Source organism: Mesorhizobium sp. WSM4830 (genome assembly GCF_055811495.1).
The window spans coordinates 1-23,112 of the sequence record NZ_JBVVQI010000034.1 but is presented as its reverse complement, the minus strand read 5'-3'; the positions used below and the strand labels follow the sequence as shown (position 1 = coordinate 23,112).

The window sequence follows — 23,112 nt, the reverse complement described above, 5'->3', positions numbered from 1 at the left end:
AGACGAGCGGTGTCGAATCTTTCTCCTGATATACCATCCCCGATAAGCCTGATGTATGTGAGCTCGGCTGTCCTGCTTGCCATCCTGATGGCTTTGGTGCTGATCCTGTGGGGCGATCCCCGGGCTCCCATCTTGGCCGTCGGCGCAGCCGGCTGCGCCGCCATCGCTCTTTATCTGGTCCAACGGCCCCTGAGCGCCCTTTATGTCGCGATCTTCCTTGCGCTGATGCCAATGGGGCTACGGTCCGGGTTGGTCTACGACGTCGCCGCTAATTCGGCTCTCGCGTTAGCGCTAGGGGCGTGGCTGCTTAGCATCATCGTTCAGCGGCAGCACATTCAGTGGAACGCCGTATGCGTTCTAATGGCCCTCTATCTTCTCTGGGCGGTCGTCACCCTGCTTTGGGCTCCCGATCTCATCCTGGCCCGGAAAGAACTTGTCGCCTATGCCAGTGGATTCATTGTGCTGTTACTCATTTCTGCGGAGGTCAGATCGATCGCAGCCATAGACGGATTGATGCGCGTCCTAATGTTGGTGGGCTGGATGCTCATCCTGGCTGGATTGCAGGCAGTATTCGCAGGCGGTTACCAGCTTGGTGAGAGACTGCAAGTCTTGGAAATGAACGAGAATCTTTTTGGTGTGACCCTGGTCCTGACGCTTCCCGGCCAGATTTGGCCAGTATTGCGCTCCTCCGGCCTGACCCGCGCATTCCATCTGGTCCTCAGTATTTTTTTCATCCTTTGCACCTTGGGCCTCGTCGCCCTCAGCGGGTCCCGGGGAAGTTCGATCTCGCTCCTGCTCGTGCTGCTCGCGTTCTTCTTCTACAAGCCCATGAGACCGTTCGGCATCGTCGGAATAATACTGGTCGTTTCCCTGCTTGCGATTGCACCACTCGCCACTGATGTCCTCGTGCGACGCTTCGAGGAAGGTGAGGGCGGAGATCTGGGGGGGCGCGTTGTGCTGTGGTATGCCAGTCTGCAACTTGTACGGGACCACCTGTGGGGCGGGGTGGGGATTGGCAACGGCCCGTCCGAGCTCTACCAATATGTCGCTCCCCTGACGAGCAACTACGCTGATCGCTCTAGTGTGCCGAGTCACAATCCTCTCCTCGAGGTAGCAGCAGAGACAGGCGTGCTCGGCGTTGTTCTGTACGCTGGTGCAGTAGTTCTCGGGGTATGGCAATTCTTTCGGTACCGCCGCAGATTGCATAATTACGATGAGCTGGTCGCAGGCTATTTTCCGCTGGTGTTGGGCGTGTCCGTAGGCTACTTCGCCTCGTGGTTGAAGGGCGGAGGCATGGCTGCCCATCCGACTTTCTTCATACTTCTCGGATTGCTATTGTTTCCTGTTTCCGGCCCGATTGCTAGCATCAGGGAGGATTTGCTGACGCGGGCCAATCACCGTTCGCCGGCGTAGGCGATTGCCAAGAGTGGCTGCCGCACTTGCCGAGTATCTGGCCTTGAACGATCTCTCCAGGGACCGGTGAAGGGCTATCAAAAAGCTCCCGCCAGCACACTCTCCGGCTGGTGAGACTGGACGAGCCGCACCGCGCCCGATTGGGCAATATGTGAATCGGCGTGAACAAAAATTGGACCCCGATCTGGAGTGCGCCCTGAGCGGGCAGATCGGGATGGGGGATACGCCGCGGCGTTTGATGGTGTGCGAACCGATCCGGTCCGCAACTCGCCGTCGGCCCCCCTTGTGCGCCACAATTTCGCGGCATGCGCACGCTGTCGGAGCTGTGGAGTGCCACGGCGCGAGCAAACGATGTCGGCCGCGCCAACAGGCACGGGATTACGCTGTACCTGCCGGTCGACAGTCGACATCCTTGGGACATGCCCCGACCTCAATCGCGCGTTCTATCGAGGTGCGTTCGCCTTTCCTGGACTATCGCGTCGCGGGACGAATGGAATGACTTCCTCGAAGCCTTCGTCCTTCGTCCTTCGTCGATGACCAGGTGACCAGGAACTCATCGCTCGCATCAAAGCGAAATAGCGAAATGAAATCTCCGCGGCAACAACCGGGCGGTTACCGTCGTGGAGTGGGCCGCGAGGTTGTGCGGCATTTCTTTAACACTCGTGAGGGCGAACTCCCCCTGCAAAAGCCGGCGGAGCCGCTGTTGCCGATGCAGGCAGCGCGGCAGCAAGCGTGGCTTTGGGTGCTTGGCGCCTGGTTCCAGCGTTCCAGCAGCCGAGTGGGGCTTCTGCGAACGGAGGGGCTGCCGCGCGTCGCGCGGCAGCCAGCGCGAACTTCAGCCACTTACTGTATAGCGGATGTGCTGTGTGGTGGACGAGAAACGAGCGACACCGTATAGCGGTATTTGCCTGAGGCCAGCTTCGGAATGGCATCAACGAACTCGAAGGTAACCTGGCATGCGGGTCCCGTAACACGCTGCAGCGAACCGCGGATTTCCTCCAAGGCACCTTCCGGTGGCGGCGCTGCCGTGACCATCTTAATCAGAATCGAGTCGTAGTTCTGCTGGATGATCTGGGTCTTCTTCAGCCAGTCGGATTTGTGCACCACACCAAGGAAGTGGACGAAAAAAGCACCGGGGATGGTCGAGCCGTCTTCGCGCACGAAGGCATCCATCATGCGTCCGGTAACCGTCTCCAGCTTTTCAACGGAGGGCGTCGGGGTCGAAACCGCGGCTCCGACCATCGCGCGGTCGCCGATCCGGTAGCGAATAATCGGCATGGCATAGTTCGTCAGGCACGTGACCAGCACTTCGCCTTCTTCGCCCGGCCCACACGGCTCGCCTGCCTCATCCACGACCTCGACAAAATGGGTATAGGTGTAGATTTTCAGCCCTGCTCCGGCCTCGCGCTCGCCGGCGACGCTGCCGACCTCTCGTGTGCCGTAACGATTTAATACCGGGCAGTCAAAGGCACGCGTGACCTCTTCACGAATGAAAGGATACAGAGTTCCGGCGCTGGTGACGACGCTCCTGATACGAGGCAACTTGATTTTCTCGGCATTGATGTAGCGCGCAAGTTCGTAGATGCTTTCGGCGTAAGCTTCGATGATGACCGGACGCACACGCTGAATTACTCTGGCGTAGTTCTGCATGTGTTGTCTGCTTAGATCGAAGGAGTTGAGGAACGTTTGGTTCCGGATGAAGTTGCTGAGCTTGTTACGCCATCCTACCGTCCCAAACATTATGTCGCGGTCCGACCCCCAAAGTTTGACAAAGGGTTCGCCCGAGGCTCGACCAGCCCAGGAATAGTGCATCTGGGTCAAGGCCTGCCCCATGTCGTTGTAGTATCTGTCCTGCAGCAACGTCACCGGTTCTCCACTGCTTCCGCCCGAGCTGCTCTTGTACCACGCCCTCGAGGCCAGATCATCGCTCTTCAGAAGGTCGAATTTCGTGTGCAACATCTCCCTGGTAAGCTCCGGCACCTGCCGAAAGCGTTCGAGGTTCACTTGATCGCCGTGCACCACACCAGTAGCGGCCAGCACATCACGGTAATGCGGCACGTTGCGCGCAGCGTGCCGCAAGAGTTGCGAAAGACGCTCGTGCTGCTCCTCTCGCTGCCGTGAGACCGGCCGATTATGGAATTCGTGCAAAAAGGAACAATAGCCGGGGATCGGATTACGGGAAATCCGTGTGTCGTAGACCTTCAAGACCGGTGCGCGCCAATTAAGCACGGGCCCTCCCATCTAGAATGCTCCACAGCAATTCGCGATCTGAGCGATTTAAACACAAGAAATAAGCAATTATACTGTACAATACAGCTATTGTCACGGCCATTGCGCCGAGAGCCAGCCAATTAGGTGGCCACCAAAGCTGTGAGATGAACCTGCCGGCGAAGCCGATAGCTAGCGTGCCGAGTGCCCCGGCCGTCAAGGGCGCATAGAACGACCACCAGGGGAGACGCAACAGGGTTGCGCAGTAGCTGGACATGAACAGACAGTTCTTGACCGTCCACACGATGGCCGCGGCAGCCGCGACCCCGACTACTCCCCATCCGCTCCAGCGTGCAAGCGCTATCGCCAAGCCGATATTCGCCAAGCCGAGGGCTAGGGTGAGCAGCCCTTGCACTTTGACCTGGTTGTATGCCGTCACTACGTAGAAAAGCGGCCTGACGGCTAGGTTAACAGCCAAATGACCAACCAGAAGGATCAGCAGCACGTTAAGTTGAGCAAACTGCGGGCCTAGCCAAAGATGCAGCAAAGGTGCGCCAAAGCCGCACAGCAGGCCAACCGGCAGGGCTAATGCAACACTAAGGAGCTTGACGGAATGACGAGCGATCCGACGCATTCCGTCGATGTCGCCTGCGGCGTAGCGCGCCATTATTGCCGGACTTAACACCGTGACGACCGCCTCCGTGAGCGTATTGATCAAAGCAGGGAAGAGCAGGACGGCAGCATATCGTCCGGTCATCTCGGCACCGAACATGGCGTTCACGATCAGGAGGTCCACCTGCATCAGCAGGAGTGCGCCGGTCTGATTGACTGCCGACCAGCCGCCCAAATTCGCAAGCGCCCGAAAATGATGACGGTCGATGCTTCGGTAATTGAGTTGCAACTCCGGCGTCAAGCGCCTCCAGACGACTACATCCCCCGCCAGCCCGACCATAGCGGCGATGACGAAAGCCGCTGCCACGTGCCAGAGGGTTGCAGGCCAGACCATGAAACAGAGTGCTATGATACCCACCCGGGTCAGCAACGTAAGCGAGTTTACAATATTTCGCAGGTCGAAGCGATGCTTGATCAGGCTTGCAACGCCGAAATTGCTGCTCAGAATTGTCACGAGGAATGCAGCGCCGACGCTTGCAAGCAGAAACTGGGCCGCGCGCTCCAGCCCGGCTGGGACATTGAAGAGCGCCGGAAGGAAATAGGTCAGAATACCTGCCGGGACCAGCAGAGCGCTACAAGCAATTACCGAAAGTGCCAAGCCTGTGTTGAAGGTCCCGTTTGCGCTGACTGTGTTCCCCCTATTCAGGTCTATCGCCAAAAAACGGCTAATGGAAACGTTTAGGCTGGTTCCCACAAGGGCTCCATACATGACCAGGGAGTTTGCTAACGCAATCATCCCGTATGCTGCTACGCCGAGATGATTTACCAGAAACGGGACGTACCACAGCATGATGGTTGTGTTCAGAACGATGTAGCATGCATTGGCAGCCACATTGCTGACGAAGCGTAATCTCGCTACGTCAGCCATCGGCGTTACGGGTGACGCCGCGTTCGACATGGCATTCGACATGGCATTCCCCCATTCTGCTGCCCCCTTGGAGCGCTGCCGGGCCGACGAAAGCAATCCAATTATCCATGATACAGCGCGCAGCTCGTATGCGGCGCCAAGATGTCAGCAAAAAACCCCATAGCTTGAGTTTGACGCGCAAAACCGGATCCCGCAAGTCGTTTCAAGTCGGACGCGTGTCACGTGATGAATGTATCGAAGCGCCGCTTAGCCTCGGCTTCAAGCACAGTCACCGAAGCTTCACGATGCGAAACGCACCTCAACGCGTTTAGCCCACCTAGCAGCGATTTGCTGGGGAACATAGGAATCGGCCAAACGCCGCGCTGGGCCATCCCCTCTTGAAACTCCGAGATCAAGTTGTTCAGCCGCAAGTACCTGTGTCGTTGCTGGAGACAGAATTCCTCCCAAAGCCTGCCCAGGTGAGATGAATCTGCGAGAGCCATGTTAAGATTATCGAGACAGGAGAATTCACGTTGAGCTTCTTGCTTGGAAAGTATGCGAACACCATCATCAAGCGAGTACCGGTGGACAAGCGGCTCACCGATGATTCGTTTATGTTCGACGTCTAGAACGAGCGATGCAGCCATTCCTGTATTCCAATCGGCTCCCTTGTTGGGCCAATAGAAAAGGAAGTTTCCAAGCCCATAGAATATTGGTTTGCTCTTGTAGCTCTCGTATGCGCTTATCACGTGCGTATGGTGATAGATAACAGCATCTGCGCCAAAATCAGCATAGAGGCGGGCTCTTTGAATTCGTTCCGGAGAAGGTAGCGGAAAATATTCGGCACCTCCGTGAATGATAACGATTACGAAGTCAGAAACGGTCTTTTCCTCTACTATCCAGTAATACATTGATGCGATATCTTCTTTTACCACACCCACACGCCCCGCCTCAACGACGCCAAATTCTTGCTCCGCGACATTGATGAACGAAGCAGAAGTCCCTTGCGCGATGTAGCGAAGCCGGTGAGGTGCTTCTGCCCCTTTCATTCCAGCACCCAGATGCTCGATATTGTTTTCATCGAGGGCATTTAATGTATCCTCAAGTCCGGAGGTGCCAAAATCCATCATGTGATTATTAGCGAGTGTTGCCACGGCCAATCCGCTCTGAGCTATAGAGGGCAGGAGATCCTTATTCCCCCTGAGCGCGGGCCCCACCTTCTTTTCGCTCGTCTTTTTAGAAGTTATTGGTGACTCGAGATTGAAGATATTCAGGTCTGCGGCGCTCAAAAATCTTCTCGTGGAGCAAGAAAAGATGGCCGGCGAACCGGGCTGTTTTGCAAGCTCGTTGATGGGGTCCGTCAGCACGAGATCGCCGAGTACATTGATTTTGATCATCTTAGATTAGCCTATATCGTCAGCTATGGGATCCTAGGGATAATACTTGAACCTTCCTGATGTAACGAGCAATACTTTAAGAGTCCGTTTTGAAAATCAGGGATGGGCACTGCTTGATCAGGCTTGCAACACCGAAATTGCTGCTCAGAATTGTCACGAGGAATGCAGCGCCGACGCTTCCAAGCAGAAACTGGGCCGCGCGCTCCAGCCCGGCTGGGACATTGAAGAGCGCCGGAAGGAAATAGGTCAGAATGCCTGCCGGGACCAACAGAGTGCCACAAGCAATTGCAAGCTTGTCGGGGTACTGGCGGACGACATTTCTCAGGTGATCGAAGGCCGCAATGTTGGTAAAATCGACGCCCGATCGTTGAAATAGGCGCAGTACGGGGCCACCCTGATCCAATGCGTATTGACCAATTATCGGAGGTCGTTGTCTGACAATCCACCGCTAGATCCTGATCTGCGACTTGTGTTCCCAACTATGCCGAAGACATGAGTTGCCTCCGCTAAGATTAGGGTCACTTATCGCCCCCGCCCCAATCTTTTCATCGATCATTCTGATGATGCCGGGTCTTCGCTCACGCGCGTTGGTTACGCGCTTCTGTGGTAGGCGTGAGGCGGCGAGCAGATCGTGTCCCGCGGCGTGGTGTAGCTGACGGCATTGGTCGCCGTGCTCTCCGGCCTGGACCGGGCTGATCAGCGTGCCACGGCTGGCAGGCTGATCAGGGGATCGTCGCTCATCTGGCGGATCGTTTCCAGAGTGATATATCTGACCCGCTGCACTGCCCATTCATCGTTCTGTTCGAGCAGCGCCCGACGAGGCGCACGATCGCGTCGTCGTTCGGGAAGATTCCGACGACCTCGTGCGCCGCTTGATCTCGCCGTTGAGGCGCTCGATGGGATTCGTCGAGTGCAGCTTGGCACGGTGGTCCTTCGGGAAGGTCATGTAGGCAAGCACGTCGGGCTCGGCGTCGTGCATGCTTGTCGCCGGCTTCGGCACCTTCGGCCGGATCTGGTCGGCGACGGCGCGCCATTGTACGGACGCGGCCTCGGGCGTTTCCTGGGCGAAAGCGGCGGCGATGAAGGCTGAGACGACCCGGCACCCACTCTTGCCGGCATGGGCCAGCACGTTCCTCATTGAAGTGGACGCGGCACCTCTGCCATGTCGCGCACAGCACCTTGGTGACGGCCGCCTTGATGCCTTCGTGGGCATCGGAGACGACGAGCTTGACGCCGCGCAGGCCGCGCCGTGTCAGCTTGCGCAGGAACTCCGCCCAGATCGGCTCGGGCTCCGAGGTGCCAATCTCCATGCCCAGCACCTCGCGCCGGCCGTCCGCGTTGATGCCGACGGCGATGATGACAGCGACCGAGACGATCCGCCCACCGCGGCGGACCTTCAGGTAGGTGGCGTCGATCCACAGGTCTGGCCAGTCGCCCTCGATCGGCCGCTCAAGGAAGGCCTTGACCTTGCCGTCGATCTCCTCGCAGAGCCGAGAGACCTGGCTCTTGGAGATGCCGCTCATGCCCATGGGCTTGCCCAGGCTGGTGTGAGTTCTCAGCTCGATTATCCAACCAAGCGGCCGGTCTCCTGCCTGTCGCACAGCCTATGAGCTTCATCGCGGCGCCATAGGAACTCGCCGCGCTTCAAGGACCTCGTCTTCGTGATCGAAAGCCAGCCAAAGGCAGTAGGTCTGCCCAGTGATCTTGACGAACACCCGCATCTACGTGCCGTTGCCATTGTGGCCCGGGGGGCATCCCTTGTGTCCGCTTGCGCCGGATCTCGGCGGCAAATATCGAGCCCAGACGGGTCCACCAGTACCGGATCGTCTCGCGGAGGCAGCCTGCGCGTTGTCGTTTGAATGAACGAAGACAAATTAGGGCCACGCCTTAGCCTGCACGTTGATCTAAAGCGCGCCTCGCCGATCTTCTGCATATTTCAGCGTATAGCCGCCCGGCGGGACAGCGGGAAAGTGGGGAACAATCGATATCGTCATGCTGGGGCCCCCGACCTGCCAAGGGAGACAGCTTTCCTGGAACAACCCTTGGTCGCCACGTCACATGAATGGCTGGCAATCGGGGTTGGTCACGTCAAGACGGGATGAGCCGTCGTGGAAAGCCGTGATCCCGCGTCGCCAATCTCCTCAAGCGTCGCCTTCAAATCACGGCGTTCTCTGCGCCTTCGAAGTTAAAATATTTAGAAGGTCCCGCTTAGATAATTTTGGGAAGCCATGGTATTCAATAGCTGGCCCTTCTGGATATTCTTCTCGTTATTTATCCCCGTTTACTGGGCGCTTCCATTTCGCGCTCAGAGACTATTTACCCTCGCCGCAAGCTACTTTTTCTATGGCTGGTGGGATTGGCGATTTCTCCCACTAATCGCTTTCTCTACGATCATGGATTTCTGCCTGGGCAATCTTGTGGCGGCGGCTCCGGCAGGCCCACCCCGACAACGATACATCTGGATCTCTGTCTTTGTTAACCTGTTGCTGCTTGGAGTGTTCAAATACTATAATTTTTTTGCCAGCCAGCTCGATTCTACTCTTTCGACGTTGGGAATAACAGTATCTTTACCTTTGCTTAACGTTATTCTGCCCGTTGGTATATCATTCTATACGTTCCAGAGTATGAGCTATGTCTTCGACATAGCGCGTGGCATTGCAAAGCCGGCTAGCAGTTTCTGGAATTTCGCCCTTTACGTCTCCTTTTTCCCGCACTTGGTCGCGGGACCTATAATGCGCTCCGGTGCCAAGGGGCATGAGGAGCTAGGCCGCGGACTCCTAAAACAGCTTGAGGTGCCGCGCGTCAGTCGTCCTGACGACTTCAGCCTCGGCCTGTACTACATACTTGTAGGCCTCTTTAAGAAGGTTGTTGTTGGCGACAACATGGCCTCGCTGGTCAACAGCATTTTTGGTCGTGAGGCCGATCAACTTACCGGGCTCGAATGTCTCGTCGGTGTATATGCATTCGCATGGCAGATATATGCCGACTTTTCCGGCTACAGTTCCATTGCTCAAGGTCTCGCCAAGTGGATGGGCATCGACTTGATGGATAATTTCAAGATACCTTATCTAGCCATCTCGCCCAGCGATTTCTGGCGACGCTGGCATATCAGCCTTTCGACATGGTTGCGCGACTATGTCTACATCTCTCTCGGCGGTAGCCGGGGTAGCACGCCAATAGTGTATCGAAATCTCATGATCACTATGGTTCTGGGCGGCATCTGGCACGGCGCCAACTGGACTTTTGTTTTATGGGGTTTGTTCCATGGATTGCTGCTTTGCATTTACCGTTTGATGGGCTGGGAGGGCAGAGCCCCTGTCTCCGCTTTCGGCCGTGCCTGGCGAATTGTTCTGATGTTCCAATTGGTATGCTTCGGCTGGCTTCTGTTTCGGGCTGAGAACATAAGCCAAGTAGGAACCTTCCTTCATCTCATAGCCACTGATTGGCGGATCACGGTTGGCGTAATCGCCATGCTAGGGCTCATGGTTTTCTACACGCTTCCTCTATTTCTTTTCGAGTTCTGGCTCGACCGTCGTAAGAAGAACCTTCTCGCACTTCCGCAGGGATCATGGTCAGTTCGCGCCGTTGTGTACGCATACATGATCCTGATGTTGATTTTCTTTCCATCACCGAACGCCCATGAATTCATTTATTTCCAATTTTAGGAGGGAGTCGAAGGTGATTGCGGCCGTCCTGCTTTTGCTGGCGGCGGTGGAGTTTTGTCTTTATCTGGGTGAGCCCTGGCTATCTGCCGACGTACGGCACATCCGGCAAATACCAAGAATCGTTGAAGATCTTAGGACGGTAGGGCCTCCGCGCGTCTTATTTCTTGGAAATTCGCTCACACGCGCCAGCATCCAACCTGATCTTGTCGCAGACACATTGGCTAGCGCTAACCTTCCTAGGGTTAACCCTGCCATGATCTTTCCGGACGATACAACGATCGTCGATTGGCACTACTTATACCGCAACTTTATTCAGCCAAAAAAACCGCAGCTTAATTTAGTCGTGATTAGCTTTGCGTATGGTCATCTGGATGATCATCAGCCGCTCAATGTCGAACGCCTGGGTGGCGAGTTTGCAGGACTTTCCTCTGCCCCGGAGGCGTTCGCGCACGATGTCCTGTCACCTAGCGACCGCATTGAATACCTGCTTAGTTGCGCTTTTCGGTTGTGGGCGGACAGAGCACGCGTGCAGACGAGGGTTCTTGCACTGATCCCCGGCTATACAACGCTCGCGCAGGTCATCAACAGAACTCTTAGGGGCCAGAGCCAACACGACCTTCCTGATCCGCCCGTGACTTATCATCGACTCGCGCGCTTCATCGGGATGGTCGTGGAGGACGGCAACAAGCTCGTCTTCGTTGCCATCCCCGTTCCTCGCCGTTACCCTCTTCCACAGGAACTTCGCAATACGATCCGCAACGCAGGAGCAGAACTTATCGATCTTCAGGGGGTGATACCCTTTACCCCTGCGGACTTTCCAGACGGCTATCATCTTTCCGCCCCCGCAGCCCAACAGTTTTCCAAGGCGCTGGCCCACGCCATGGCCGATAATGACTACGTTCGTTCTGCTCTCGATCAGCGCGCTACCAAACCATACAAATGAGTAGGCCGAGAAGATTGGATGTCATGTTCTGAAGCCGGGCGACCAAAAGCTCCGCGCCAGCGCCCGTCGCTTCACCCGCCCAGCAGGACACAGCCCACGCCGGGGGGCAACGTCAGCGACCCACATCAAGCCAAAGGCGTCTGCAGTATGGCTCGAACAAGTCATGCTCTGGACCAAGTCCCTTGCGGGCTTCGTCGTGCTTTTCGTGACACCAGCCGAGTGCGTCAGTACCGGCGGCGCATGAGAGGGCGTTGAACCCGACTTGATGTGGTTTGCCACGGTTCACATTGCGTCACGTTCAAGAACCTAAGATGCGGCAGGCTTGCTTCGGATGGATAAGGCCAGGAGCGCCTCCGAAAGTCGTTTCTTCGCCCGCTCGACCCCATTCTCGTCGATTGCCTCAACGTCGAGGAACAAGTCGAGGCCAGTCGCGTGCTCGCTGATGACCTGAGGGCGCTGTGCGAGTTCACCCAGGAGGCCCTCGACTTCGTAGGGGACAACCTCCCGGCTGATCCCCTTCATGGCAATCGGTGCCAACGGACGCGCCCGGACAAGGTCGCGCACGAGCGCGTAAGTCTCATAGCTGAGGCAGATGCCACCGGGCTCGGCAATCGACTGCAGACGGGCCGCCAAGTTCGCTTCGGCTCCGATGATGGTGTAGTCCATCCGATCATCGGAACCGAAGTTCCCAACATTGCAATAGCCCGTGTTGATGCCCATACGAGCTCGGAAGGGCCGTTCAACTCCGCGGTCACGCCACACCCTGTTCAACTGCTCCACCCGACGCTGCATGTCGACGGCCATGCGCAAGCAGGCTCTCGCGTCTTCCTCGACGCCTTGCGTCTCGGGGTCTCCAAAGAACACAAGAAGCGCGTCACCGATGAACTTGTCGACAGTGCCGCCGTGTCTGAGCGCGATCGTCGACATCTCGGTGAAGTACTCGTTGAGGAGAAGCGTCAAGTCCTCGGGCTGGAGCCGTTCCACGATCGCGGTGAAGTCCTTGACGTCGGAGAAAAAGATCGTGAGCTTCTTGCGCTCGGTCGCGATGGTGACGTCCTTCTGGCCGCTGAAGATGCTTTTGTAAATTTGAGGCGAAAGGTATTTGGCGATCTTCAATGAAATCGCGGCCAGGAAGTCGTTTGCCTCCGAAAGCTCCTTGTTGATCCCCTGGATCAAGGCGGACTGCCGACGCTGCAGGAGAATGAACGTCAGGCCCGCCGCCGCCGCGAAACCGAAATATACGAGCAGATACTTGAAGGTCAGCACGTTCGCAGCGATAGGCTGATTGACTGATATCTCCTGGATCCCTCGGACATCCCCTACCTTCCAGTCCGTCTTGGGGCTGTCCGGGTGTGAGTTATGGCAAGTCACGCAGACTTGTCCCATTATTACAGGGGCGGCGGCGCGGACCTGCCGGTCAAACAGTGAGCCCGAGACTTCGATGATCGGCTCCTTCGGGTTGGCGCGCAAAGCAATGAGTGCATTCCGCTCGAACGCATCGAGCTGGTGGGGGGCGCGACCTTTGAAAGGCAGATCCGAGACGAACCGATATTTGACGGACCCGTCGTGAGCGCTGATGCGCTTGCCGAGTTCGATCGAGAGGGTTGCTGGAATAGGGATCGCACCTGGCACGTCCCGGTAGTTGTGCGTCGCAGTCACGGCGCCGTTAGCTTGCAGCACGCGTCCTACGACGTCGCTGCCGTAGAATCCGCGCATTTCGTCGATGATACGGCTGATTTCGCTGGCTTGCCTGCGCAGCATCCGTTCCGACAGGTCTCGGAGGTCGAGCCAGGCTGCCACGGGCAGACCGATAAGGCCGACGACCACTGCCGCTACCAGGAGCGGTCCCATGGTGCGCTGCTGACGCGCAATCTGTTCACCCAGTCCAGCCATTGTGCAAGCGCCCCGGCCGTCTTAGTATCTGAACTATAGCTCATTCCCGGCACGGTACCAGAGTCAGTCTTGGCTCGATGAAAACACGTCAGCCCTGCAACGTCGGACCGACCTTGAGCGGTTCTTGCTAAGCCTCGACCCTTACAGCGGATTTCGCATTCTGGCGCTGAAGGGGCGGTGAATCAGTGAAGGGGATGTCGCAAAGTCCGTTGTGGCCCGCAATGCGCTCCGCGATAACCGCTCAGGGATCAAAAATTCACCTCTGGCAAGGTTGGGACTTCTGCGGTCGGAGAGCGCGTCGGAAAACGTATCCGCGTTTCGGGCGCACTATGGAATGGGACACTGCGGCGGGTGACGCGGTACTGCGCGCTGCCGGCGGCATGACGAGCGACCTGGATGATGCGCCGTTCGCCTACGGCAGAGCGACGACGAGGATTTTCGCCTATCCGCATTTCATTGCCAGCGGCAAGGCTGCCGCCGCTTAGGCACCATGATGAACTCCGATCCCGTCCCGGCTCGTCGCCCCCAATGGCGCCGTCGCGGATGCGACGCCTGAGTGAAGCACTTATTTTCAGCCGAACGGTCGTGGCAGGAAATAACCATCCGGTGTGGATCGTGGCAGAGGCCCTTTCGCGTGTTAGACTGCTTGCATGGAGATCGACACCGACAAGATCGACGATGCCGTTCTGGGCCTGCTTTGGCTGACGCTGCATGAAGAGAGGCGCGCCTGGAAGGGTTTGGACTGGAACGCTCTGGATCGCCTGCACGTGAAGGGGCTAATCGCGAATCCGGCAAACAAGGCGAAGTCAGTGGTTCTGACGGATGCAGGACTGGGGCGTGCTGAGGAGTTATTCCGAGCTCTGTTCACCCGCTCGGCGCCATGAGCCAAAGCGCTGGACGGGCGCCCAGGAAAGGATGGCGCACATGGTCGATTTCGATACCGGCGGCGCGCTGACCGCAGGCGGGACGGCCAGTGCTCCGCGGTGACGGCCAAATTCGTATTCGTCACCTACGCCAACGGGCGCATCCAATCTGTTAGGGCAGTGGCAGAGAACACCACAGCCGCGACCGTCAATGTCAATGGCATGGGCGAGGTCCAGCCCCGAGATGCTTCTCCCGGCGAATGGGCGCTCCCGGGCTGAGTTGCAGCCAGCAGCGGGTCGGGGCCGCTGCTAGCACATGGCATGTTAGTGGGGCAGGTTGCCACTGGCGATGCGAAATCTCTATGGCTGCGGATTTCCGAAGGCAGGTTTCTCAAGCACCAGCACATGACTACCAAGAGGCGACGTGTGAGTGCTCTTGACCTGGAAACCTTCGTCGGAAAGCGTTTCGATGAATTCGCCATCCGTTCCAGGCGGAACGCGGGCAACAACGTTCGAGGTGCGCCTCACAATATTGGAAAGCACCCTTCGCGCCTTGCCCGGGCCGATGTTGCGCTGCATGTGCTGATAGACGGCCAGCAGCAGGACGATATCGTATTTGGGTAGAAGGATATTGCCGAGGCGCCGGCTGCCAAGATTCAGGCGATCGAACCGGGCATGTACCGGGGAGCCGCTCAATAACATTTTCGCAGTCTCTATATGCGGCTTGGCAATGTCGATCCCGTGGATCGAGCTGGGTTTCAGCTTGGATATCTCATAGGCGACAACACCCATATTGCAGCCAACATCGAGAATGGATTTTCCGGCGTAGTCGACCTTTGCGGAGAATAGTCCGTCCAGTCTGTCGTCCCACGTTCCGGCAAAACCCCTTTTGAATCTTGACCACCACAAATCATCAGCTCCTTCGAGAAGAGCCCCCTTGCGCGCCTCCTAGCACGAGAGAATTAACGGTCGATACCCATTCAACTGGAATTGATGACATTGACGAACCAAGGCAGGGACTTGTGCGGCCGCGTCACAACCCCATCACCTTGAGTGCCGCGGGAACCGCATAGCGGCTGCCGTCATAGCGCAGCCGGTAGGTACGCTTCACAGGCTTGCCGGGATGGGACTGGCATTCGCCGTTCTGGTCGGGGGAGGGACTATCGGTATTCGTCCGCTCAACCGCGGTGATATCGTGATAGCCATGATGCTGCCTCGCCGGGCTTATCACCAGGCTGACCTGGCTGGAATGAAAGTATCCGGCGCAACTACCATCGCTGTCACCGCCAGAGCCGGCCACCACGAGGCCGTCGAGCACCACGCGTAGCGTATCGCCGGTGAGAGCGTAGAGCCGCAGGTCGGTTTCAGTGAACGGGGCGGTCAGCGAATGGTGCGCCATTTCGGTGCGCAGGCCGAATGCGCTGACATCGGGAGCCAGTGCATAACGGCCGGTGTCGAATTCCACCTTTTCAATGACAATCATGTCATCGGTCATCAGACCGGGCAGGAGCAGGCGCTGGCGCACCCGGCGGCTCTTCCTGTCGACGACCAGAAGCTCGATGTCGCCGACATGCAGGTGGTCGGCGCTCGCGCTGTCGATCAGCGGCACTGCGACCAGTAGCAGGTCGTCATGGGCTGGCCAGGTCTTGCAGACCAGGCCGAATGGTGCATCGCTCGTTGAGACGATGCTGGTAGGGGGTTCAAGCGTGAACGAGGTGCCGTCGGCGCTCTTTCGGGCCTTGGGATAGGCCTGCCGCACCAGCGCGGCGGCATCGCCGCAATCGCCCGCCGCGGCCCGGGCGGGCGACAGGCTGGCGGCGACGAGCCCTAGGAAAAGGAAAAGGGTATGCGATAGCATTCGCATGGGATTCTCACCTCGCAGCGCCGAATGCCGGCAGGCATGTCTACGCGAGATTGCTGGCGGCGCACAGGGGCTAACGGAAGCCGAGGCTAACGCCACGTCGACGACATGCTGAGAGAGCTCGTTTGAAACTTTAAGATCCGGCACTAACTGCTGAAATTCTGAAGGCTAAGTGCCATACGACGGCCGGCCTACCGCAGACCCGATCTTCCGCGGATCGAGAGGTGTCTCTTGGGGGCCCCGGACCAAGCTCTGTACCGCCGTGAACCGTTATCGGATCGGCCCACCCTTCAAGCCGGACAGGCGCGTCTTGCTCAAAAAAATGAAGTGTAGCGCCGGCAGCTTTCAAGAAGGAAATGGCGCTCGCTTCCTCTCGAAGATGTAGGAGCTCGGCCTCCATACCCCTTCGACCGAATTCCGTTACCGGGCCAGGGCGAGGGCGCGGGCTGAAAAATGGGGTGCGGTGAGGGTTCGCAGCGACTGCTCGGCGCATAAAGGCCTGCATACTGGCGACCCTAAACCGCCTTGGAAAAGCAGCACTGCCACGGCGCGACCCCGGTTTGATCCGTCGTTGTGGCTGGGCTCGTTGCCTCGTAGGTTTCGCGCGGCCGACCGAGCGGAGCCACCACCGCGATGACGAAGATTGGCCAATTTGCATTTCATCCCCAGCGGCAAGGCCACCCTCCGCGCTTAGGCACCCTGCTGGACCGGCCCCGGGGCATCGCCCGCGCTATTGACCCAGCCGCATAAAAGCATCCCGCCGCTGAATAGCTGATAGTGGCGATGATCAGCGCTTTTGCTGGCCAGCCCAATTACCGGATCCCAATCCCGAATTCAAAAGGCGATCTTCACACCCAGCTTGCCGCTGACGGTTGAACTGTCTTGAGACCACTTACCGCGAATTTCGCTGCTGAGCATTATCGATTGAGACATTTTCAGGTTGAATCCGGACGACAGTGCAGCCGAAAAATCCGCGTCGTCAAAGTCACTCTGTCTACCGTCGGCGCTTGCCGTGTTGGAATAGCCGAAGCGCTGCTGGATATCCAATCGCGCATAGGGGCTGATCACCGTGCCATTGGCGAGCAGAAAATCACCGTAAACTCCAGGTTCGAATTTGACTGCGCCAAACGACAACCGGCTCTTTCCATAGACAGTGTCAAAGCTGTCTGTGTATCCATCGCCGGTAAAGATGACGCCCAACAATCCGCCACGGATGTCGAGTCGCACCCGATCGGTCAGGTTGAAGATGCGACCAATTGAGCCTGTCAGTGCATAACCCTGTGTGTCGTAGCTGCCGAAAGTGCGTCCCGCCCTTTCGACGTCGGTGTTCCCAAGGAACGCAGATGCTGCCACGAGCGCATAGCTCGTGCCGCGTCGAATGAGCCCGTAGCCGCCGAACATCCCACTTCTGTTGGTTGCTTCACCCTCCCCGATGAACCCGAACGCATCGGAATCGAGTTTGGCCGAGGCATACCCGGCGAACAGGCCGAGGTTCAGTCCATGCTCGCTGCCGAATCCAAAATGCTTTGCGGCATTGAAGTCGACGCTGATGGCAGCGGAGAATTCATCTACCCGGAAGCTCGGCCCATCAAGGACGCCCAAGCTATTCGAAATCGAGAAGCCGTCATGTTCCGTGCGAGCCAACTGACCGGAAGCGAAAACACCGAACGGCGTCGACTGAGCGAGCGGAACCCCGTTCGCGAGGCCGACGTCCGCTTCGACCACGCTGTCAACTACATCACCAAGCGCCCCCAAAGACGTGTCGACAATTACGCTGTTGGTAGCACCTCCAAGATAGCAGTTCGTGTCCAGAAAGACGCCTTCACTGTCGATAATGCAGGCGCTTGCTTGAGAAGGCAGTAAGATCAATGCAGCGGCAAACGAGAACATGCCCGCTGCGCACAAGGGCCGAGCGAAGCTTTCCTTCATTGTCCTTTCCCCTCTTAACTACAAAGCCAATGTAATAAGGGATGCGATACGCAGAAGAGTCTCAATGCAATATCTGGCTGTGGCAGCGTGGGTGCAACATATTGCACCGGCGCTGCCAAGAGTGTAGCAGGTTCTCGCCGCGTGGGATATGGGTTTCGTACTACATTGCTCGATTTCTGCTTGCTAGAACCTGCGGCGGAGCTTGCCGACCGGATTGTCGATTGCACGCGCCAGCGCTACTGTCTCGGATGAGCACTGCGTCAAGAAAGCGGGCTAGCACCACCCTTGCGCTTTCTTTGAGGTGATTTCTGGTGTAAAAAGGCCGCTGCACTCCGAGACATAAGTTTCACGCGCAAGAGTAGCGTGAGCCGGTTCGACACTTCGACGACTCTGAGATTGTCGCATGCTGAAACGAGCCTGTTACAGGACCCACAGCCCCTTCCTGCGCATCATAATGGTTCTGCTGGTGGCACTGGTTGGATCGGTACGCGCTCAAGCGGCGGTCGAAAATGAACCAACGCCACAACCAAGCAAGCGGCTCGCCATTGTCCTCGGCAACTCCGATTACCAGAGTGTTCGTCTCCCACACTTGCCCAATGCGGTGAACGACGCCACAAGGCTTTCCGAAAGCCTGAGAAGGCTGAATTTTGATGTGCTGCTGGGAGTGGATCTCTCCCTTGCCGGTTTCGGCGAGCTCTTTCGCCAGGCCGATGGCAAGCTTGTGGGCGCCAGCGCGGTACTGATCTTCTACGCCGGCCATGGCCTGCAGCTTCAGGGCGAAAATTACCTGCTGCCGGTCGACACGCCCGATCCTGAAACCATCGGGGAACTGACTGCGAAAGCAATCAAGCTCAACGACCTGATCGCACGATTCTCAAGTCGCGAACGGCAGACCTTCATTTTCCTCGACGCGTGCCGAAACAACCCGATGGGCAAAGGCCCAAGCGTAATGGATGGGCTTGCGCAGGTCGAAGTGGGCGAAAACACGTTTGTTGCCTTTGCAACCCAGCCAGGCAACATCACGGCGGACGGCTCGGGAGACAACAGCCCGTTCACTACAGCCCTGTTGAAGAATGTCGAGATCCCAGGGCTCAGCATTTCGGACATGATGATCCGCGTGCGCAACGAGACTGAAGCACTCACTGCCGGTCGTCAGGTCCCGTGGGACCAGTCCAATCTTCGCGAGCAGTTTTACTTCACCGAGCAGCAAGTGCTCGACCCGGCTCAGTTGAGCGCCAGCTTGTCGCGCATCCTGTCGGATCCTGTCGCGAAGCAAAGACTGCAGGTAGAACTTGCTTCCAACGACTTGCAGACTGCGGTGATTATCGTGGGACAGACTTTACGATCGCTGGACGCTTCGGCGCCATCCGGCGCTTCAGCCGATGGGGTCGGTACGGAGACTGCCAGCCTCGAAGGGGCCCGGAAAAGTGTGATCTCCGGTCTTGAAACATTGATCGTTGGCACGCAGGCTGGTGCAACGAAGCCTGAAAAAAAAGCCGAGCTCGTACGCAGTGTCCAGACAGAATTGCGCCGCCTAGGTTGTTATCGCATGACCGTCGACGGAGATTGGGGCAAGGGCTCGCTCCATGCTCTCAGCACGTATTACAAGAACACCAAGCGAACACCGTCGGCCAGCGAGCCGACCGTTGAGCTTCTGGGGGAGCTCTTTTTGCACTCCGGCCGCATCTGCAAAGACCCCGTGACCGTACTGCAGAGGCCCAGGCGAGCAAGTGTGGCCTCAGATGTCGCCCCCGTGCGGAAAAAGGGTGCTCCCAGCCGAAAAAATGCCAGAAACTCGCAGCCGCAATCCTCGCCTCCCGCAGCGGCTCCTCCCGATATCAGTGGCGGAATTGGGATTGGCGGCGTTTTCTAGAGAAGCCATTGTTCCACGCGTACCCTTCCTGGCACGCGACCACAGCATGGCGTGGTTTGGGCCCGCCTGCCGCATTTAAGCAACCTGGCTCATACCGATCGCTGTTCCGACGATCCGTTCGGCGTATATGAACGATTGTCGGGTGAGGTGCGCAGAAGGTTGGATACGAGTTCCTCTCCCTCCGCCATACACTCGGACCCAACAATCTTGCCTCGGCTCGATGCTGGAAAACCGCGCAGAACCGCCGGGCTTTTCAATTCCAGCTGCCGGGACAATCGTCAAAATGCCGCTTCGCTGGGCAACGGGAAGAGTTTGCTTACGAGAGCCGCCGCAGTGCTCAATCCGGTCGACTGTCTAGCGGCCATGTGGTCTGGCGCGGCCGCGGGTCCAGCTCTGTGTCGCCGTGAGCTGTTTCGTGACCCGGATTGATCCGCGTGATTGCACTGGCAGGCTCGTAAGTCTCGCGTGGCCGACCGAGCAGAGCGCCAGGGATCGGAAGAGCACGCCTGGAGGTGTGACAGACGTTGCAGACACTCGGTCCCTGATGTAATTTAGCATTCAATCAAGTGAGGAATATGCCCGCTGTCGCGACGGCTTTTCTCTCTTTTTGTCTCGGCAGATTGCATGCTCTCTGACGGACCTTGCTGGCACATGCCGTGTTCTTGTGGGCGAGGCAATAGCGTTCAAGGGATTTGCCATGCTCCGACTTTGCGGAATCATCGCAGCCTTCCTCCTCGCGAGCTTCACGACCTTTGAGGCTTGCGCTGACCGAAGGGTCGCCTTTGTCATCGGCAACTCGGAGTACCGACAATTCCCCGCACTCAAAAACCCGGCCAAGGATGCCGAGGACGTGTCCAAAACGTTCCGACTGGCGGGGTTCGAGGTCTTTGTCGCAAGCGATCTGACGAAGCTGCAATTCGAGGAGCAGTTCCGCAACTATCTTGCCGCCGCAGACGGCTCAGAACTGGCCGTCGTCTACTACTCCGGCCACGGTTTCCAGATCGGCGGCGAAAATTTTCTGATCCCGGTGGATGCCTCCTTGAAGGAGGCGGCGGACATCGAAGTCCAGGCCATCAAGCTCAACGATGTGCTGGAACAGTTACGCTCGAAATCAAAGATCCAGGTGATCATACTCGATGCCTGCCGCAACAATCCGTTTCCGCGCAAGAATTACTGGCTGAGAGATCAGCTCATCACTGCCGGCAATACCGGGCTCGCACAGGTGAGAAGCTCGCTGAACACCTTGATTGCTTTCGCCACCGAACCCGGCGCGGCGGCTTATGACGGCGCCGGCGAACTCAGCCCGTTTTCGGCGGCGTTTTCCCGTCGCGCGCTGGCCCCGAACCAGGAGATCCGCACCGTGATGGCGGCGGTGCGCCGCGATGTTGTCGAGGCCACAAACGGCCTCCAGGTTCCCTGGGAGAACTCATCGCTGATCGACGAAGTCGTCCTGATGCGCCGCAGCAATCGACCCTCGCTGCCGCCCGTACTGGAGAAGGTCGTGCTGTCAGGAGTCGGACCGGTCGACTTGGGTCTGCCTGAACCGGTCGATGTCGATGGTGGCACGATTACCCTGAGCATCGAAAGACCGCCCGCCCTGGGGCGTTTGATGCTGGACGGCAAGCCTGTCGAGTTGGGCGTGCCGATCAAGGGCAAGGATCTCCCGCGTCTGCAGATGGATGTTCCCAAGGGAGTCGCTCCGCAGGAAGAGGTCGACATGCTGGCCTATGCGACGCATGACGACTGGGGCGGTCAGACCCAAGGCATCGTCGTGTTCCGGGTCAAGAGCGGCGAAGGCGCGCAAGGCGAACAGATCATGGCTTCGCTCGAGGCCGAGCAGAAGCAGCAGGTGCTGGAGCGTGGCATTCATATCACCGGTGCGGTCGAGGCGATCGGCAACCGCGACATCGAAGTTCCCGTGGGCGTGGGTCCAGTTGCGCTGAATTTGGATTTCCCGACCGATGATCCCGGCGTCAGCCTGAAAGTATCGAGTTATCCGGCAACGGGAACGCTCTCGCTGCCCGATCGAACGCTGGCGCCGCAGTCGAGCCTGATGGCCGGGGAGGTCGACCGGCTGCGCTATGAACCGCAGATCGGCGCGCAAGCCAAGGTCGAGGTCGGCTTCGAAATCCGGGCGGACAGCAGTTCATCAAAGCCGGCCACGATGAAACTGTCGCCGACGATCGATCCGTGCGACACGGCTGCCGGCGAACCTCTCGATCTGCAAGGCGTCACCCCCGGCCTCCTGCCGAACGAAATTGGCACTAGCGCGGTGGAGCTTTGCGAGGCCGCGGCAAAGGCTTATCCGGAAGTCCCGCGCTTCCGCTATGAACTGGGGCGGGCGCTGCTTGCGGTAGGCAAGGTCGAAGAAGCCAAGACAGCCATCGAGGAGGCGGCCAGGAAGGGACATGTACGCGCGGTGTTCGAACTCGGCTACATGTATGCGACCGGAACCGGCGTGGCCCTCGACCGCACCCAGGCCAATGCCCTCTACGCGGCGGCCGCCGACAAAGGCGATCCCTATGGGATGACGTCGTGGGGTCGCGCCTTGTTCAATGGCTATGGCGTCAAGCCCGACACCAGCAAGGGTTTGGACCTGCTGCTCAAGGCGGCCGCTATGGGGCACACCTATGCAATGAACGATCTGGCCGCGATCTTCACCGAGGGCCGCAACGGCGTAACCGCTGACCCGGCCCGCGCCGTTGCCTTCCTGCAGGCCGGTGTCCAGCGGCAGGACATGTATTCCATGAACCTGCTCGGGCGCAATTACTTGTCCGGGCAGGGCGTTGAGAAGGATCCCAAAACGGCGCTAGCGTTATTTCAGCAGGCAATCGATCTCGGCCAGCCCTATGCGCCTGGCAGCCTCGCACGCATGTATCGGGACGGTGTCGGTGTGGAACGGAGCCTCGCAGAAGCGCAAAGATTGTTCGAAATTGGGATCGCGCGGGGTGATCCGTTCGCAGCTTACGATCGCGCGGCCCTCGAGATGCAAAAGGGCGACAAGACCGATCAGGCCCTTGCCGTGCGCTTCCTTGCGCTTGCGGCCGCACTTGACGTGCGCAAGGAAGTGCCGGACGCCCAGAGGACGCTGGCAAAGTTCGGATCGAAGCCGAAAACAGCGGCGTTGAAGCAATTGCGACAGGAACTGAAATCGAAGCTTCCTGGCTCCGGTTCACAAGACGCCCAACTGGTTAACGCGGCCAGACGAGTCTGGGAAGAAGCCAATCCGCGTCGGGACTTGTTTTGACCAAGGAGGAGACAATGGCGGGCGGAGTCTTGAAACAAGCAATACTTGGAGCAGCGTTATCCGGTTTCGTGGCGGGTCTCATGGGCTGCACTTCCCTGGTTCCGAAAGTTGAGCCGACGCCGCTGGTCGAAACGCCCCAGCCGAAGATTCTCCGCCGAGTGCCTCCGCCGAAAGTCGTTAGGTCCGTTCGCAAACAAAAAACCCCGAAGAAGGTGATTATACCGGTTGAGGACGAGCCTGTTCCCGCGCCTGTCATTCCGTCTGGGGGCGGTGGCGGAAGCGGCGGTGGAAGCGGGGGCGG

Annotated in this window: 14 protein-coding genes and 2 pseudogenes; 8 read left to right on the top strand and 8 right to left on the bottom strand. The window is 58.1% G+C overall.

All coding sequences use genetic code 11. From position 1 onward, the window contains the following. The first annotated feature begins 9 nt into the window (after positions 1-9). Positions 10-1,413: an O-antigen ligase family protein gene (locus AC0L2Y_RS29350; RefSeq protein WP_473561286.1), complete on the top strand. Its 1,404-nt coding sequence runs from the start codon at positions 10-12 to the stop codon at positions 1,411-1,413. Positions 1,414-2,256: 843 nt separating this feature from the next. Here the strand turns inward: AC0L2Y_RS29350 and AC0L2Y_RS29345 are convergent. From AC0L2Y_RS29345 to AC0L2Y_RS29335, 3 genes are all read right to left on the bottom strand, one after another. After that, complete coding sequence (locus AC0L2Y_RS29345; RefSeq protein WP_473561284.1) at positions 2,257-3,618, bottom strand: phenylacetate--CoA ligase family protein; 1,362 nt, start codon at positions 3,616-3,618, stop codon at positions 2,257-2,259. A gap of 16 nt (positions 3,619-3,634) precedes the next feature. Beyond that, positions 3,635-5,203 (bottom strand): lipopolysaccharide biosynthesis protein, encoded by a 1,569-nt coding sequence (locus tag AC0L2Y_RS29340; RefSeq protein WP_473561283.1) that lies wholly within the window; start codon positions 5,201-5,203, stop codon positions 3,635-3,637. 176 nt (positions 5,204-5,379) lie between these two features. Further along, complete coding sequence (locus AC0L2Y_RS29335; protein WP_473561281.1) at positions 5,380-6,537, bottom strand: CapA family protein; 1,158 nt, start codon at positions 6,535-6,537, stop codon at positions 5,380-5,382. Positions 6,538-6,583: 46 nt separating this feature from the next. On the opposite strand from AC0L2Y_RS29335, the gene AC0L2Y_RS29330 reads away from it, so the two are divergent. Further along, positions 6,584-6,913: a hypothetical protein gene (locus AC0L2Y_RS29330; RefSeq protein ID WP_473561279.1), complete on the top strand. Its 330-nt coding sequence runs from the start codon at positions 6,584-6,586 to the stop codon at positions 6,911-6,913. A gap of 320 nt (positions 6,914-7,233) precedes the next feature. Here AC0L2Y_RS29330 and AC0L2Y_RS29325 read toward each other — a convergent pair. Then, positions 7,234-8,066 (bottom strand): annotated as a pseudogene (locus AC0L2Y_RS29325) (IS256 family transposase); the annotation flags it as partial. Between the two features lie 699 nt (positions 8,067-8,765). Here AC0L2Y_RS29325 and AC0L2Y_RS29320 point away from each other — a divergent pair. Together AC0L2Y_RS29320 and AC0L2Y_RS29315 are read left to right on the top strand one after the other, a co-directional pair. Further along, the gene (locus tag AC0L2Y_RS29320) at positions 8,766-10,202 is read left to right on the top strand and encodes an MBOAT family O-acyltransferase (RefSeq protein ID WP_473561278.1); all 1,437 of its coding nucleotides are present in this window, start codon (positions 8,766-8,768) and stop codon (positions 10,200-10,202) included. A gap of 13 nt (positions 10,203-10,215) precedes the next feature. Then, positions 10,216-11,145, top strand: coding sequence for a hypothetical protein (locus tag AC0L2Y_RS29315; RefSeq protein WP_473561276.1), 930 nt, complete (start codon positions 10,216-10,218; stop codon positions 11,143-11,145). 306 nt (positions 11,146-11,451) lie between these two features. On the opposite strand, the gene AC0L2Y_RS29310 is transcribed toward AC0L2Y_RS29315, so the two are convergent. Then, on the bottom strand, positions 11,452-13,038 hold the full coding sequence (locus AC0L2Y_RS29310; protein WP_473561274.1) for an adenylate/guanylate cyclase domain-containing protein: 1,587 nt from the start codon (positions 13,036-13,038) through the stop codon (positions 11,452-11,454). Between the two features lie 308 nt (positions 13,039-13,346). On the opposite strand from AC0L2Y_RS29310, the pseudogene AC0L2Y_RS29305 reads away from it, so the two are divergent. Together AC0L2Y_RS29305 and AC0L2Y_RS29300 are read left to right on the top strand one after the other, a co-directional pair. Beyond that, positions 13,347-13,523 (top strand): annotated as a pseudogene (locus tag AC0L2Y_RS29305) (inositol monophosphatase family protein); the annotation flags it as partial. A 165-nt stretch (positions 13,524-13,688) separates the two neighbouring features. After that, positions 13,689-13,922: a DUF6429 family protein gene (locus AC0L2Y_RS29300; RefSeq protein ID WP_473561272.1), complete on the top strand. Its 234-nt coding sequence runs from the start codon at positions 13,689-13,691 to the stop codon at positions 13,920-13,922. Between the two features lie 339 nt (positions 13,923-14,261). On the opposite strand, the gene AC0L2Y_RS29295 is transcribed toward AC0L2Y_RS29300, so the two are convergent. The 3 genes from AC0L2Y_RS29295 to AC0L2Y_RS29285 form a co-directional block, all read right to left on the bottom strand. After that, positions 14,262-14,810: a class I SAM-dependent methyltransferase gene (locus tag AC0L2Y_RS29295; RefSeq protein ID WP_156948240.1), complete on the bottom strand. Its 549-nt coding sequence runs from the start codon at positions 14,808-14,810 to the stop codon at positions 14,262-14,264. Between the two features lie 124 nt (positions 14,811-14,934). Further along, complete coding sequence (locus tag AC0L2Y_RS29290; RefSeq protein WP_473561270.1) at positions 14,935-15,765, bottom strand: PA3715 family protein; 831 nt, start codon at positions 15,763-15,765, stop codon at positions 14,935-14,937. 831 nt (positions 15,766-16,596) lie between these two features. Then, positions 16,597-17,691, bottom strand: coding sequence for an autotransporter outer membrane beta-barrel domain-containing protein (locus AC0L2Y_RS29285; protein ID WP_473561268.1), 1,095 nt, complete (start codon positions 17,689-17,691; stop codon positions 16,597-16,599). 403 nt (positions 17,692-18,094) lie between these two features. Between AC0L2Y_RS29285 and AC0L2Y_RS29280 the strand changes: the two genes are divergently transcribed. Then, complete coding sequence (locus AC0L2Y_RS29280) at positions 18,095-19,564, top strand: caspase family protein (protein ID WP_473561267.1); 1,470 nt, start codon at positions 18,095-18,097, stop codon at positions 19,562-19,564. 697 nt (positions 19,565-20,261) lie between these two features. Beyond that, positions 20,262-22,811, top strand: a complete 2,550-nt coding sequence (locus AC0L2Y_RS29275) for a caspase family protein (RefSeq protein WP_473561265.1) — start codon at positions 20,262-20,264, stop codon at positions 22,809-22,811. The last annotated feature ends 301 nt before the right edge of the window (positions 22,812-23,112 follow it).